This window comes from Klebsiella sp. (genome assembly GCF_027492335.1).
In the GTDB taxonomy this organism is placed as follows: Bacteria; Pseudomonadota; Gammaproteobacteria; order Enterobacterales; family Enterobacteriaceae; genus Klebsiella; species Klebsiella huaxiensis.
Genome location: NZ_JAPUEW010000006.1, coordinates 65,077 through 79,124 on the forward strand (window position 1 = coordinate 65,077; position 14,048 = coordinate 79,124).

Annotated in this window: 15 protein-coding genes; 2 read left to right on the forward strand and 13 right to left on the reverse strand. The window is 48.9% G+C overall.

Going from position 1 to position 14,048, the window contains the following annotated elements; genetic code table 11:
• The first annotated feature begins 48 nt into the window (after positions 1–48).
• Positions 49–1,257: a pyridoxal phosphate-dependent aminotransferase gene (locus tag QVF11_RS01670; protein ID WP_287855028.1), complete on the forward strand. Its 1,209-nt coding sequence runs from the start codon at positions 49–51 to the stop codon at positions 1,255–1,257.
• A gap of 4 nt (positions 1,258–1,261) precedes the next feature.
• Here QVF11_RS01670 and QVF11_RS01675 read toward each other — a convergent pair whose 3' ends face one another.
• From QVF11_RS01675 to QVF11_RS01715, 9 genes are all read right to left on the reverse strand, one after another.
• Entirely contained in the window at positions 1,262–1,681 is a 420-nt protein-coding gene (locus QVF11_RS01675) for a cupin domain-containing protein (RefSeq protein ID WP_110275517.1), read from the reverse strand.
• Positions 1,682–1,781: 100 nt separating this feature from the next.
• Positions 1,782–2,633 (reverse strand): class II fructose-bisphosphate aldolase, encoded by an 852-nt coding sequence (locus QVF11_RS01680; protein WP_208431170.1) that lies wholly within the window; start codon positions 2,631–2,633, stop codon positions 1,782–1,784.
• A 106-nt stretch (positions 2,634–2,739) separates the two neighbouring features.
• The gene (ptsP, locus tag QVF11_RS01685) at positions 2,740–4,464 is read right to left on the reverse strand and encodes a phosphoenolpyruvate--protein phosphotransferase (RefSeq protein WP_287855031.1); all 1,725 of its coding nucleotides are present in this window, start codon (positions 4,462–4,464) and stop codon (positions 2,740–2,742) included.
• Between the two features lie 42 nt (positions 4,465–4,506).
• Positions 4,507–5,580 (reverse strand): PTS fructose transporter subunit IIC, encoded by a 1,074-nt coding sequence (locus QVF11_RS01690; RefSeq protein WP_110275520.1) that lies wholly within the window; start codon positions 5,578–5,580, stop codon positions 4,507–4,509.
• Positions 5,581–5,606: 26 nt separating this feature from the next.
• Complete coding sequence (locus QVF11_RS01695; protein ID WP_110275521.1) at positions 5,607–5,918, reverse strand: PTS fructose transporter subunit IIB; 312 nt, start codon at positions 5,916–5,918, stop codon at positions 5,607–5,609.
• Between the two features lie 13 nt (positions 5,919–5,931).
• The gene (locus tag QVF11_RS01700) at positions 5,932–6,378 is read right to left on the reverse strand and encodes a PTS sugar transporter subunit IIA (RefSeq protein ID WP_110275522.1); all 447 of its coding nucleotides are present in this window, start codon (positions 6,376–6,378) and stop codon (positions 5,932–5,934) included.
• Positions 6,379–6,428: 50 nt separating this feature from the next.
• Entirely contained in the window at positions 6,429–6,686 is a 258-nt protein-coding gene (locus tag QVF11_RS01705; RefSeq protein ID WP_110275523.1) for an HPr family phosphocarrier protein, read from the reverse strand.
• A complete protein-coding gene (locus tag QVF11_RS01710; protein ID WP_287855037.1) occupies positions 6,683–8,800 on the reverse strand; it encodes a BglG family transcription antiterminator in 2,118 nt (705 codons plus the stop codon). Before QVF11_RS01710 ends, QVF11_RS01705 begins: the two co-directional genes overlap by 4 nt.
• 357 nt (positions 8,801–9,157) lie before the next feature.
• Positions 9,158–10,276 (reverse strand): succinylglutamate desuccinylase/aspartoacylase family protein, encoded by a 1,119-nt coding sequence (locus QVF11_RS01715; protein WP_287855039.1) that lies wholly within the window; start codon positions 10,274–10,276, stop codon positions 9,158–9,160.
• Positions 10,277–10,290: 14 nt separating this feature from the next.
• On the opposite strand from QVF11_RS01715, the gene QVF11_RS01720 reads away from it, so the two are divergent.
• Positions 10,291–10,746, forward strand: coding sequence for an Lrp/AsnC family transcriptional regulator (locus QVF11_RS01720; protein WP_110275571.1), 456 nt, complete (start codon positions 10,291–10,293; stop codon positions 10,744–10,746).
• Here the strand turns inward: QVF11_RS01720 and QVF11_RS01725 are convergent, their stop codons facing one another.
• From QVF11_RS01725 to QVF11_RS01740, 4 genes are all read right to left on the reverse strand, one after another.
• Positions 10,747–11,472 (reverse strand): ABC transporter permease, encoded by a 726-nt coding sequence (locus QVF11_RS01725; protein WP_139536532.1) that lies wholly within the window; start codon positions 11,470–11,472, stop codon positions 10,747–10,749.
• The gene (locus tag QVF11_RS01730) at positions 11,469–12,161 is read right to left on the reverse strand and encodes an ABC transporter permease (protein WP_139536533.1); all 693 of its coding nucleotides are present in this window, start codon (positions 12,159–12,161) and stop codon (positions 11,469–11,471) included. The genes QVF11_RS01725 and QVF11_RS01730 overlap by 4 nt, the downstream gene beginning before the upstream one ends.
• 64 nt (positions 12,162–12,225) lie before the next feature.
• Entirely contained in the window at positions 12,226–12,999 is a 774-nt protein-coding gene (locus QVF11_RS01735) for an ABC transporter substrate-binding protein (RefSeq protein WP_110275528.1), read from the reverse strand.
• Positions 13,000–13,027: 28 nt separating this feature from the next.
• The gene (locus QVF11_RS01740) at positions 13,028–13,789 is read right to left on the reverse strand and encodes a dimethylarginine dimethylaminohydrolase family protein (protein ID WP_112213163.1); all 762 of its coding nucleotides are present in this window, start codon (positions 13,787–13,789) and stop codon (positions 13,028–13,030) included.
• Positions 13,790–14,048 lie beyond the last annotated feature (259 nt).

Below are 14,048 nucleotides of genomic sequence, written 5' to 3' on the forward strand. Positions count from 1 at the left end.
ACGAATACGCCGCGCGATGAAATGCGGCGTCTAACCAAAGAGAGCACTATGTCAGCACAATTTCTCGCGCCGCGTATGCGGCGAGTTCGCCCGTCGCCGACGGCGGCCATCGCCGACCGGGTCCGTACCCTGCAGCAGCAGAAAATCGACATTATTAGTCTTGGCCTCGGTGAACTGGACTTTGCTACGCCTGCGGCGATTGGCCAGGCGGGTATCGATGCTATCCGTCAAGGTGAAACAAAGTACACCGCGGTCGGCGGCACCGCCGCCCTTAAAGCCGCCATTATTGATAAATTCACCCGTGACAATGACCTGCGCTTCACCTCTCAGGAGATTATTGCCGGCACAGGTGCTAAGCAGCTGATTTTTAATGCGCTACAGGCCACGCTGAGCAGCGGTCTGGAAGCTATTATTCCCGCACCTTACTGGGTTTCCTATCCCGATATGGTAGCGCTGGCGGATGGCGAGTCCGTCATCGTTGCAACCCAGGAACAAAATGGCTGGAAGCTGACGCCGCAGTCTCTGGCCGCAGCCATTACTCCGCGTACCCGCTGGCTTATCCTCAACTCCCCATCCAATCCAACGGGTGCGCTGTATAGCCGCGAGGAGCTGCAAGCGCTGGCGAAAATACTGCAGGCCGCACCGCAGGTACTGATTCTGGCGGACGATATTTATGAGGCGCTGCGCTACGACGGCGCACCTTTCTGCACGCTGGCTCAGGTTGCGCCAGCGCTGCGTGAGCGTATCTTGACGGTGAATGGTCTCTCCAAAGGGTTTTCCATGACCGGCTGGCGCCTGGGCTATGCCGCCGGGCCTGCCTGGTTAATTTCTGCAATGACGATTCTTCAATCGCAAAGCACCTCCAATCCTTGTTCGCTCGCGCAAGCTGCGGGCGTTGCCGCGCTGACCCAACCCGCCGATTTTCTGCCGCAGTGGCAGGCCATCCTCGTCAGGCGCCGCGATCGAGTGATGGCGATGATAGACCAGGTCGATGGGCTAAGCGCCAGCGCGCCGCAGGCCGCATTTTATATCTTCGCAAATTGTTCCGGCCTTATCGGTAAATCAACCCCCGCAGGCGTTCAGCTCAATGATGACGTTGCGGTTGCCGATTACCTGTTAACCGAAGCTCATGTTGCCACTCTACCCGGGACGGCATTTGGCGCACCAGGGTATCTGCGTCTGGCTTACGCGCTGGATGATGCCCTGCTGGACTCAGCCTGTCAGAGCATCGCTCGCGCTTGCGGAGAACTCCGTTGATGTCTTAGCTAACAGGTGATGCCAGCGCAGAGATTATTTGCTCGCGCATAGCGCGGCTTAACAGCATAAACTCGCTGTTCTCCACGCTGGTGTTACGATTTTCGATCAACGCCAGCTTGACGCCTGGCCAGGTAATCGTATTGTGCCAGGCACCTTTCGGGATGCAGTACACCTTATAAGGTTCCATTGAAATATATTGAAAATGAAATTTTGCGCTATCATTTTCATCAATAACCAGCAGAGTACATTTCCCATCTAACAAAATGAAAACCTCGTCAGTTAATAAATGGCGTTCTAGCGTATCGATATACTGGATATCATTTTCGGGTTTCCAGTTTTTTATTCCGACAAACCAGTCAGCGCTTTCAACCATGCACTGCAGGCCAGCTCCATCATACTGTCCAATTTTTACCGAATATTGCATTATTTTTCCTCCCGGCCGCGCGCGGGCGTACGAATCCCCTGGCGCCTGCGCGCAAGCTAAGTCGTTTGCTATAAAACCCGGTGTTTAAGGTTGTGATAATTTATCTAAAGTGACTCGCTTTACCGCTGGAGCCAGAAATACGAATATAGTTTTGTAGCGTTTCTTTAGCCTGATTTTCCATATTGATCATCATAGACATGAAATCAATATCCGGCGTCTCTTGCAGCATTGTTCTCAAGCCCTCTTTGCAGCTGACGAACGTGTCGGTACAAACGTTAATTTTATTAATGCCGCAAATAACGGCCTGGCGGATATTTTCTTCCCCGGAATCAGACCCTCCATGAAGCACCAGCGGTTTCTGAGTAGCTTGTTTAATTTGGCTGATACGATCAAAATCGATTTTAGGTGCACGATTGGCCGGGTATTTACCATGCGCAGTCCCCACGGCTATCGCCAGCGCATCAACTCCGGTAGCCTCAAAGAAATGGACAGCATCTTCAACGCGAGTATAGAGGTCAAATTTTTCATCATCCGCATTGGCGGCCTGACCAATAAAACCGATCTCGCCTTCAACCGTCACATTTTGCGAGTGGCATAAAGTTACGACATCTTTGGTGCGCCGAATATTCTCTTCCATCGGATATTCGGAGGCATCAATCATAATGGATGAAAACTGATGGCGAAAAGCGTGGGTAATACGCTCATAATCTTTACCGTGATCAAGATTCAGCGCTACCGGTACGGTTGCACGCGCTGCCAGAGTCCGTACAATCTTAGAGATAATTTCACCATCACCGTGCTTACTCATTTGCCCCTGACCTATATTAATAATGATCGGTGCATTCTCCTCTTGTGCTGCCCGAATCGCCCCACGGACTAACTCAAGATTAATAACGCTGGCGGAAATAACGCCATAATAATGGCGATTAGCATCATCTAAAATAGTTTTCATTGTGACATACATATTTTATACCTCTGCATAGAAAGTGATTTTACACAACAATCATCCCTTCCAGATCTAACTATCTGAAATAACAGATGAACTCTTTAACTAACGACTAAAATTCTAGTACGTCTATTTCTTTAGCCATTCCGGAGAGCAATGACTCTATTTTTTCCATTTCATATGTTGACAAGAGTGATTTCAGCCATGATTCACATTTCACCGTTGCCATTTTCGCTACCGTATATTTCACTTGCGGAACGCTTAATGGCGTGACGCTGAGTTCATCAACACCGGCAGCAATCAGGAAAGGTAACATATTTTTATTTGAAGCTATTTCGCCACACACGTGAACAGGAATCAGGTGTTTTTTTGCAGCATCAATAACTTGCTTAATCGCACGCAACACCGCAGGATGATGCGGCTGATATAAGTGCTGGACTTTGCTGTTATTTCGATCGCTGGCGGTGATGTATTGCGTAAGATCGTTACTACCGATACTGAAAAAATCGCAGCGGCTGGCAAAAACATCAGCAAGCATGGCAGCAGCAGGTGTCTCAATCATTATGCCGACAGGTATATTTTCGTCATATGCAATTTGCTGCATACTTAATGACTGCTTAATATCAGCTATCAGCGCCTTTGTTTCCCAAAGCTCTTCCAGCGTGGCAATCATCGGAATTAATATTTTAATCCGGCCAAACGCCGAGGCACGAATAATAGCTCGCAGCTGTTGTTTGAAAATATCTTTATTATCCAGACAGTAGCGAACAGCTCGATAGCCAAGAAATGGATTCTCCTCCGCAGGAATACCAATGTAATCCGCCTGCTTGTCCCCGCCGATATCCAGGGTACGAATGACAATCTCCTTTTGTGCCATAAGCAGGGCCAGCGATTGATAAAAATGAAACTGTTCATCCTCATCCGGAAACCGATCTCGATTCATATACAAAAATTCGGTTCTGACCAGTCCAATACCATCGGCATACTGTTCGAGAGCTTTCTGAGCTTCGCTAAGGGCCGTAATATTGGCGCACACTGCAATCTTCTCTGGCGTATGGGCAGCATCGATAACAAAACGCCTTAGTGTCTCTTTGCGCTGCGCTAATTGTGTAATGAGCTGTTGATACCGAGCGATACACTGCTCATCAGGATCAACATAGATAACCCCACTGTCGCCATCAACGATTGCTGGCTGACCGTCTACCAGGCTGTCGAGATCCATCGTGACACCAACAATGGCAGGGATCCCCAGCTCTTTTGCCAGAATCACCGAGTGAGAAGTCACCCCTCCGCGGCAAGTGATAAATCCCTGCAGCTGCTCAGGGTTATAGACAATGGTATCCGCTGGCGTCAGCTCATCCGCAACAATAATCATTTTTTGCGGACAATCGGAAAGCTCAACAATAATTTTATTCGCCAGGCAGTCCAGCAGCATTTTTTCTATTGCGCGAATATCCTCAACTCGCTGATTCAAATAGATCGACTTAGACTTTAATAAGCACCCAACCAACCTCTCTGTTTCATTGATAACCGCCAGCTCAGCGCACAAATAAGAGAAAATGTTCTCCCGGATATTTGCAATATAATCTTCATCCTGCAACATTAACAGATAAGCTTTATAAACCTTAGCCATATCATCAGTGTATTGCTGTCGTGCTTGCTGATGAAATTTAGCCATACTTTCAATGCAATTCTGTAATGCAGTTAAAAAGCGGCCCCACTCACAGGAGGGTTCCCTGGCATCAGAATATTCAGCATACCTGTGATTATTACGTACCACCTGAATCTGACAAAAAGCGATTCCTGGCGACGCTGCAATGCCATTCAAAATATACATACCGGACCTCAACTATTAGAATAATCTTGAGTAAGCGATGTACTATTTAATGCTAATCTCAAAATCGTCAACTTCTGGCTCCTCTTCATCGCCATCTTGCTGATCGGATGCTTTTAATACTGGTTTGAGGATGGTTAATACTGCGGCAGTAATCAGGCTGCCGATGATTAACGCAGCGACAAATCCCCATGGGTGTCCCATGATGGGAATAACAAAGATCCCACCGTGAGGAACTGTGCTGGTAACGTTCCACAGCATCGTTAGCGAGGCGGCTGTGGCGGAACCGGCCATACAGGCAGGAATGACCCGCAGCGGATCGGCAGCAGCAAACGGCAGGACGCCTTCAGTGATAAAGCATAATCCGAGAGGAAACGCGGCTTTCGCTGCTTCAATTTCTCCCTGAGAATAGCGTTTACGCCGAGAAATAAACACGGAAATCGCAACACCGATGGGAGGAACCATACCCGCGACAATTTTCGCCGCTTCCGGGCCATAAATCCCCTGAGCCAGCATGGCATTTGAGAAAAGAGATGCGGATTTATTTACCGGCCCTCCAAGATCAAACCCCATCATCGCACCAATTATCCCCCCGAGTACCATCCTCGATCCGCCCATAAGTCCCCCCATCCAGTCAATGACCGCCGCCTGAGCGATGGCAACCGGACGTCCCAGAAATAGATAAAACGCCAGGCCAATAATCAGGGTTGAAAGCAAGGGGATAAAGAGTACCGGCATCAGCCCCTGCATACTGGAGGGAAGCTTTAAGTAGCGACGAATCGCCAGTATGACGTAACCCACCAGGAACCCGGCCAACATTCCTCCCAGGAACCCGGCTTTAATTTCAATGGCCACAAACCCCAGAATCAGCCCAGGGGTAATACCCGGGCGATCGGCAATGGAATAGGCAATGCCGGCAGTAAGAACCGGGACAACGAGCCCCATTGCAACCACGCCAAGCTGGTTGATAAACCAGGGCAACGTTTGCGTCGCATTGGCAACAAATGCACCGCCAAATATTTTTGCAATCGCCATACAAAGCCCTGCTGCGACAACCACAGGAATCATGTAGGAAACGCCGGTCAACATATGCTTCTTGAAACCGATACTGTAAGACATACTATCGCCCTCATATTTAGGGTTAATTATTTTTGCATTTTTTCTTGTATTTTTTGAATCAAAGATTTAGGTGATTTGACTACGGTAGCAATAGGTACTTCGACCACATGTTTATCCTTAAAACGCTCTAACCCGCCAATCCCAATATCGGTCGCAAAAATAACAATGTCCGCATTAGCGATATCCTCAGGACTAAGTTTATCATCAACACCAATAGACCCCTGAGTTTCTACTTTGATGTTATGCCCCAGACTCAAGGCAGCCTGAATTAGTTTTTCTTTAGCGATATAAGTGTGGGCAATGCCTGCAGTACAGGCGGTAATTCCAACAATATTCATTGTATACTCCAGATTATTCAAAGGCAGACACCAGTTCGTCCGTCGACGCTGCTGAGAGTAATTTCTCGCAAGTTTCCTCCTTTCCTAACATGCGAGCTACTTGTGACATCATTTTAACGAAATAATCATTTTTATCTTTTTTATTTACGGCAAAAAGAATTATAACCTTTACTCTATTACCGTCCAGGGACTCCCATTCAATTGGTTTTTTTAATAAACCAATAGCGATACAGGTATTGTTAACAAAATCTGATTTACCATGAGGTATAGCAATAAAGCCGCCAATTCCCGTTTTACCTTCACCTTCACGTTGGTAAACATCCTGAATAAAAGCGTGTGGATCGTTAACTGCACCATCCTTATACAGCAGGTCAATTAATGATTCGAGCGCTTGCCGTTTATCGGTCGCTGGCATATTAATTTGCAGGGCGTTTTTATTGATAACATCTGAAAGCATCATAAAAATTATTGTCCTTATTACATCCTGATATCTGACATAGTATAACCGCATTAATTTAATGTATAAAAAAAGGCAGTGAGTTCATCGATCGCCTGTTCTTCATCCTCTCCCTCTACCTTGATAATAATTTTGTCGTTTTTACACGCCCCCATACTCAGTACGGAGGTAAAACTTTTTGCGTTAAAAATCTCGCCATCTTTTTCAAAGGTAATTTTACTCAGATAAGAAATAGATTTATCAACAAAGTCCGCTGCGGGTCTGGCATGCAACCCTTCATCACTTTCAATAATAAATTCGCACATTTTCATATTACATCCTCATACTTGTTCTCATCGATTAAAAACCGATATAGTTCTTGCTCAGAAGTACAGTTACGCAGTGATTTCATTAGCCTATCATTTTCCACCATCGCAGCTAGCATGGTGTAAAAACCGGCAATACTTCCATCAATTTTGCCATCAGACGATCTTTTAAAACCAACCATAAAGACAACATCCACCCCCTGCTCTCCTCCCCAGTCGACGGGTTCGCGTAGTAACGTTAATGAGATAAAATTCACCTTCACCAGACCCGGATCGCCGTGAGTAAGAACAACGCCAGGAGCAATTTCTGTTGGGGAAACTTTTTCTCTCTCTAACACAGAGGATAAATAAAGTTCATCACAACAGCCTGTAGCCGCCGCTTGCTGGCAAACATATTCCAGCACCGCATTGTTATGTTTAATTTCTGAAACGACGAATAGCATCTCAGGCAAGATATACTGATGATAACTTTTTACTTTACCGTCCGTTTTTTTCTGTAGCGTTTGCAGCATCTTACTTTTTTGCATCTTCTTAACGGTTTCTTTAATCAGAGAAAGATCATAAGGTAACAATACATCATTGACGTGGATAACAGCCTCTTTACGACGCTGTAGGGGCACTGTACTCACAACCAGGTCGCAGTAATTATTATCCAGTTGGTCTAGCTCTCTTAACGAAAAAATACCAACAATTTCAACCTGAGTTATTGCCCGCTGTATTTTTTGCGCGACAAATTGAGAAATGCCGATACCATAATTACAGACAATAGCGATTCTAATTTTTTTAAACGCTAAACTTTGTGCATTTTTAATACATAAGGTAATCAGGCTAATTTCTTGTTCATTCAAGGTTAGTTGATAACGTTGCTCATATAGCAAACTGCAAAGCTCAACTTCAAGATATAAATCAAGGTAAGAAAATTTGACCTGCCTAATCAATGACTGAGAAGCACCGGCTTCAGCCCGATTTATACCAAGGATGTTACGATAGACCATCGGTCTAATGAGTAAAATCAAGCGCCATAATAATTGTTTATCTCTCAGCAACCCGCGACTGACCACATGACTTAACGATAAAATAAACTCCTGAATAGTTTCCTCAAGATGCCGTGGCGAAGCACAAACCTGAACTCTGACGCTCTCATTATTAACGTCATTTAACTCGCTGGCGAGTAAAACAAGTGTCGTATATCGTACATCATCAGCTGAAAATACAATCCTGGTTGAAGTATGTAACTGCTGGCAAAGGTAATGCGCCATTTCTTGCTCAGGACCTACATCCCAGGCTTCCGATGCAGAAACAGTCAGGTAATCTTTAGCCATCTTCTGGCGATGCATAACAAGCACGAAGGAAAATATTAACCATACGCAGGAGTCATAGGTATAAGAGACATTATATTGTTGCTCCAATTCTTCAATCGCTCGCATAATCGGTTCAAAATATTGCATTTCTCTGGAAAACATCATTTTGAGCGTAAGATAATCGGCGCCATCAAAATATTTTTTACTGAGAGCATGTGTAGATGAATAAAGACGCTCTGCGAATGCTTTTTTCTGGCAACGCTTTAGTTCAATAAATAAATACCAAAATAACTTACGCCTAACTACCTCAGTGCAGGATAATTTATAGGTTGCGTTGGATTTGCAAAGTTCAATGCCAAAAGGCAGGAGCCAGGACTCAACTTCGAGCAGATATTTTTTTATCGCGCCTTTATCTAAATAAACACAATCTGCCAACTCCTGGGCGGACACCACCGGCTGTACCAGCAAAACCATTAGCATGCGGCACATACGGTTTTTTATACGTTCATCAATTTTATTCTCAACAAAGGTCGTGGCTATTTTTTCGTAAGCCGTTTTTTCCATTTCGAGGAAAAATCCTTTATTAGTTTTAGCCAGCAGCCGACCGACATTATGATTAACAACTTCATTTCTGATAACATCCAGATCGCTTCTTACCGTTTTTTCTGAATAAGACACCTCATCAGCAATATCCTTTACTGTGACATAATCTCTGATCACCCAAAGCATCTCAAAAATTTTACGTTGTCTAACAGTAAATAACATCACGGCAATTACCCCATCAGAAATAATTATTGCAACAATATTATGCCCCAGCACCAACCTGTATCATTCTTACTATCATCGATACTAGCAGCGACATTTTTTTAAGCAAAGTCAATTAATGACACAATCCAATGGTCATTATTCCTTTTTTTCCATATTCGGTGGATCAAGATCACATTTATCAAAGAGAGGACTTAAAGACTATTACTGCGAAATAAATCACAATTTATTCAATGAGAATGAAGTTTTTAGCGTGAGACATCACACTTTATTGCCAGTTTCTTTTTGATTGAGGGTAAAAATTCATCAGGAATCAATAAAACAGATGCTGATAGAGTATCAGGGAAGAATACGCTAACGGCGGTTAACTTCAGGTCATCGATAACCGCCAGGGATAGATAACGTTATCGCTTACATCGCCAGCCCGCCTCCGCCGCTGAACGGCTGCTCACCGGCGATTTTCATCACTTCCGCTCCCAGGGTCACAAACGGCGCACGACGGCTGGCATAGATCAGGCCGCCCGCTTTAGGCCGTACCGCTTTGACCATATCAGTCAGCGGATCGATGATTTCCGCCACGACGTCATCGCGACTCACCCACTCGCCGGGCTGTTTTAGCTGGACCAGAATGCCGGTCGCCGGGGCGGTAATAATCTCTCCGGCCTCAAAAGGCAGCATCACCGTTTTCTGCTGCGGCACCTCGGGCCTGGCGCCTGCCAGCACGCCGCGGTATTGCAAATAGCGATAAATACGTTCGGCGTCGTCGCAGGCGGTGGCATGATTCACATCCTGCTGGCCGCGCAGCTCTACGGTCACCGCCATGCAGCCGGGCTGCTGCTTGCGCCATAACGGATTAAGCGCTGCCAGACGCTGCCACGGCAGGCCGCAGGCCTCATCAAACGAGTTGCCTCCGCTCTCCTGCGACAACAGCACGGCGCCAATGCCGAGAAAAGCCGCCAGAACGCTGGCTTCGTTTCGCCAGGCCGGATCGGCATAGAGATGCAAAATGGCCTGGTCGTCGCAGTGCAGATCCAGCACCAGGTCAGCATCACAGGCGAGACTCAGTAAATGATGACGCAGTGCCTGAACCTCGCTACCAGCAGGAAGCGTCGCCAGCGCATACTGCATCGCCACGCGCACCTGTTTTAGATATTCAGAGCGCGAAACAGGGGGCTCGGTGTCTAAGTGCTGGTGCGCCAGAGCAGCGAGGTCGGGAAAATCGCGGTTAAAGTTGCGCCCACTCGCCAGATCAAAACGACCAATACCGCTGTTCAGCAGTACCTGCGCCAGCCCCGGCGGGTTCGCCACCGGCACGAGAATGATTTCGCCGCGCAGCTCGCCGCGCCGTTCCGCCTGGCTGAGTAATCTTTTAAGATAATGCGCAACCAGCATGCCCGGAATTTCATCAGCGTGCAGTCCCGCCTGCAGATAGACTTTCTCTCCTGTACCGGGTTCGCCGAAATGAAAATGGCTTAATTGCCGCTGCCCACTGAGGGCATGTTCAGGTAATGTATAGTGTTTAATTTTCATTGGACGTCCTGGTTGTGGAAAAGAAAACCCGGCTTGACCGTATCGATCACAAGATCCTTGAAATCCTGCGCCGGGATGGCCGCATCTCTTATCAGAAGCTCTCGGAGCAGGTAAACCTCACCGCGCGCCCCTGCCTGGAACGCGTACGCGGCCTTGAGCGCGATGGGATCATTCGCGGCTACAGCGCCATCATTGAATTGCCTGAGCCGGAGCACGCTTTTGTGGTACAAGCGCAAATCGCGCTGGCTGACCACGGACGCTCGCAGCCGGTGTTTGAACAGGAGATGCGCCAGACGCCCGAAGTGCTGGACTGCTGGCTGGTCAGCGGCAGCTTTGACTTCCTGGTACGGATTGGCTGTCGCAGCATGGCACACTACTGCCAGCTGGCGGATAGCTGGCTGACCAGTAAAAAGTTTCATGTTGATAAAATCGTTACCCTGACCGAACTCCAGTCCATTAAGCGCTCCTGATTAGCCGCGACGGATAAACGCCAGCCAGCGCCGTTCAGCGCGTGAAAAGGTGAATATCAGCATAAAAGTGCACAGCAGATACAGCGCGGCGGCCATCAGAAACGGAATAAACGGCGAATAGGTCATGGCGTAGAACGCGCGCGCCACGCCGGTGATATCCAGCAATGTCACGGTGCTGGCCAACGATGTGGCATGCAGTAAAAAGACCATTTCATTATTTAGCGCCGGGATCCCGCGTCGCAGGGTGGCAGGCAGAACGAGGCGGCGAACAATTTGCCATTTCCTCATACCGTAGGCCTCGCCGGCGACCCATTCCTGGCGCGGGAAAGTTAGCATCATTCCCGCCAGCAGCTCAGCGACGTAGGCTGAGGTATTCAGTACCAGCGCTAACGTGGCGCAGAAGGTGGCATCGCGGAACAGCAGCCAGAACGGCTGGTCGTTCATCCAGCCCGTCTGCACTATATCGAACTGCGACAGGCCGTAGTAGATCAGCATCAATTGCAGATAAAGCGGCGTACTGCGGAAAAAGTAAGTAAAACCGCGAACGGGCAACGCCAGCGCCCGTGGACCGTAAACCTGCCCCACCGCCATCAGTATCGCCAGCACCATGCCTGGAATAATTGACAGCAAAAACAGCTCCGCCGTCACCGCCAGCCCGCTTGCGGCACCGTTACCATCGCTCCATAAATAGCTGGGAATCGCATCGATAAAGGTTTGCAGATTCATAGTGCCGCCCCCGCCGTTGAAGAGCGCAGCGCGTAGCGTTTAGCCAGACGACTGAACAGCCAGCTGGAAAGCGCGGTGATCACCATATAAATCAGCGAAACCAGGAAATAGAACAGAAACGGTTTTTGCGTGGCGCGACCGGCCTGTTCAGCCAGCCATACCATATCCTCCAGACCGAGGATCGACACCAGCGCCGACGCTTTCATCAGCCCCAGCCAGTTATTGTTGATACCCGGAATCGCGAAGCTCAGCATCTGCGGTAGCATCACCCGACGAAATACCGTCCACGGGCGCATACCATAGGCCTGCGCCGCTTCGGTTTGCCCGCTATCCACGGTAAGGAACGCGCCGCGAAAGGTCTCGGTGTAATAAGCGCCGAAGACAAAACCAATGGCCAGCACGCCGGAAATAAAGGTGTTGAAGCGCACTGGCCCCAGCCCCACTAAACTCAGCAGTAGATTGACCAGCATCTCGCCGCCGAAGAACAGCAGCAGCATAATGACCAGTTCCGGAATACCGCGCACCAGCGTGGTGTAACCGGTGGAAAACAGGCGCAGCCACGGCGGGCCAAAGAGTTTCACCAGCGAGTTAATCAGCCCCAGCAGCAGAGCCACCAGTAATGAAGAGAGCATCACGCACAGCGAAAGCGCCGCGCCGCGTAACAACAGGGGTAAATAGTCTGCGACCATATTCAGCCTTCCGCGGATGTCGTAAAGCGGCGCAAGCCATTGCCTGCGCCCTCGCCTTCACGACTTATTTGCCATAAATATCAAAGCTAAAGTACTTTTTCTGGATAGCATCGTAGGTACCATCAGCGCGGATGGCCTTGATAGCGCCATTTAGCGCGTCACGCAGCGCCGGATTATCTTTATTCACCGCAATCCCAACATCGGAAGAGATGCCGCCGTCCTGAATAACCGGGCCGGCAAAAGCAAATTTTTGCCCGCGCGGGGTATCAATAAAGCCGGTCGCCGCCTGGATATTGTCCTGCAAAGCGGCGTCGATACGCCCGGAAAGCAGGTCGAGATAGACGTTATCCTGGTTTGCATAACCAACGATTTTCACGCCATGATTGGCCCAGTTGGCCTTAGCAAAAGCTTCATGAGTGGAGCCTGTCTGTACGCCGACGGTCTTGCCTTTCAGGCTGGCAACTTCCGGCAGCAGCGGGCTACCTTTACGCGCAACCAGCTGCGCCGCGCTGCGATAGTAGCGATCGGTGAAATCCACTTCCTTTTTGCGCTCATCGGTAATATTGAGCGAGGCGATAATGGCATCGAATTTATGCGCATTCAGCGCAGCGATCATGCTTTCGAACGGCTGCTTAACAAAAACGCATTTGGCTTTTAGCTGCGTACAGAGCGCATTAGCGATATCGATATCAAAACCGGTAATTTCACCGCTGGGGGCCAGGACGTCAAAAGGCGGATAGCCGCCATCGACGCCAAAGCTGATGGTGTCAAACTGCTGGGCGGCCAGCGGCGCGCTGAGCGCCATACAAGCCAGTAATGCGGCAAGGCGTGTTTTCATTTCGGTTTCCCCGGTGTCGGCGCGGTGATTAAAAACGCAGTGAGAGGCAGGTCAGCCCGCCATCCATTTTCTTAAATTCGCTGGTGTCGAGTTGCACAATGGGCATTCCCAGCTTGCTGATTTCGCCCAGGGTATGGGGGTAACCCTGCGGCGTAATTAAGGTATCGTTGATCCACAGCGTATTACCGGCGTAGGACTCTTCTTCCGGGATAACGATGCTGTTAAAGCCGCTAAACGCCGGATGGTTAACGTAGCCTTCCGTCAGCAGCAGCGTGTTACGACCAACATAGTTGACTATCGATTTCAGATGCAGCCCGGCGCTGACTTCAATCGCCGTGACCTGATAGCCGTGTGGCTCAACGGCGGCGGCAAACTCGCGAATGCCTTGCTCATCGGTACGCGCCGTCAGGCCGATAAAAAACTGTTTGTCGACCAGCAGCACATCGCCGCCGTCCATATGCCCCCGCTCGCTCATCTGCACCAGCGGCCGAAAGCCCGCCAGCACCGGCGCGATGGTGTCAACTTCACCCTGGCGGCTCGGTGCGCCAGGATGGGTAATCACCGCCAGTTCCGGCATCACCACCGCGGTATCTTCAACAAAGTGCGCATCCGGATAATCTGCCGCAGCAGGGAGTACGGTGACCTTCAGGCCAAGTTGCAACAGGGTTTCTACATAGGCGAGAAACTGGCGAGTGGTATTGGCAATATCCGGCGCGCCCAGTTGGGCAGTAGTTTGTCCTGCACCGCAGGTAGCGGCCGGAAGACGGGCGATAGCTTGGGTAAAATGCATAAAGAACCTTCTGGTATGGGTCGCTTTGATTAAGACAAGACACTGAGTGGATTTGATTATTAAACAGATACGACCGCCAATCAGGCTGAATCATCACTCCAGGCTGTGTATTCACGCTGTATATCAGTTCAGATTCGACGCAATCCGCTGTTGGTATCAAGAAACAACGGATACCAATAAATAAATATCGGCGTTCACAAGATCGGTGAGTAAAAATCGATAAGCGTAAATTACGCGTAAATATTCACCGTAAGCCTCT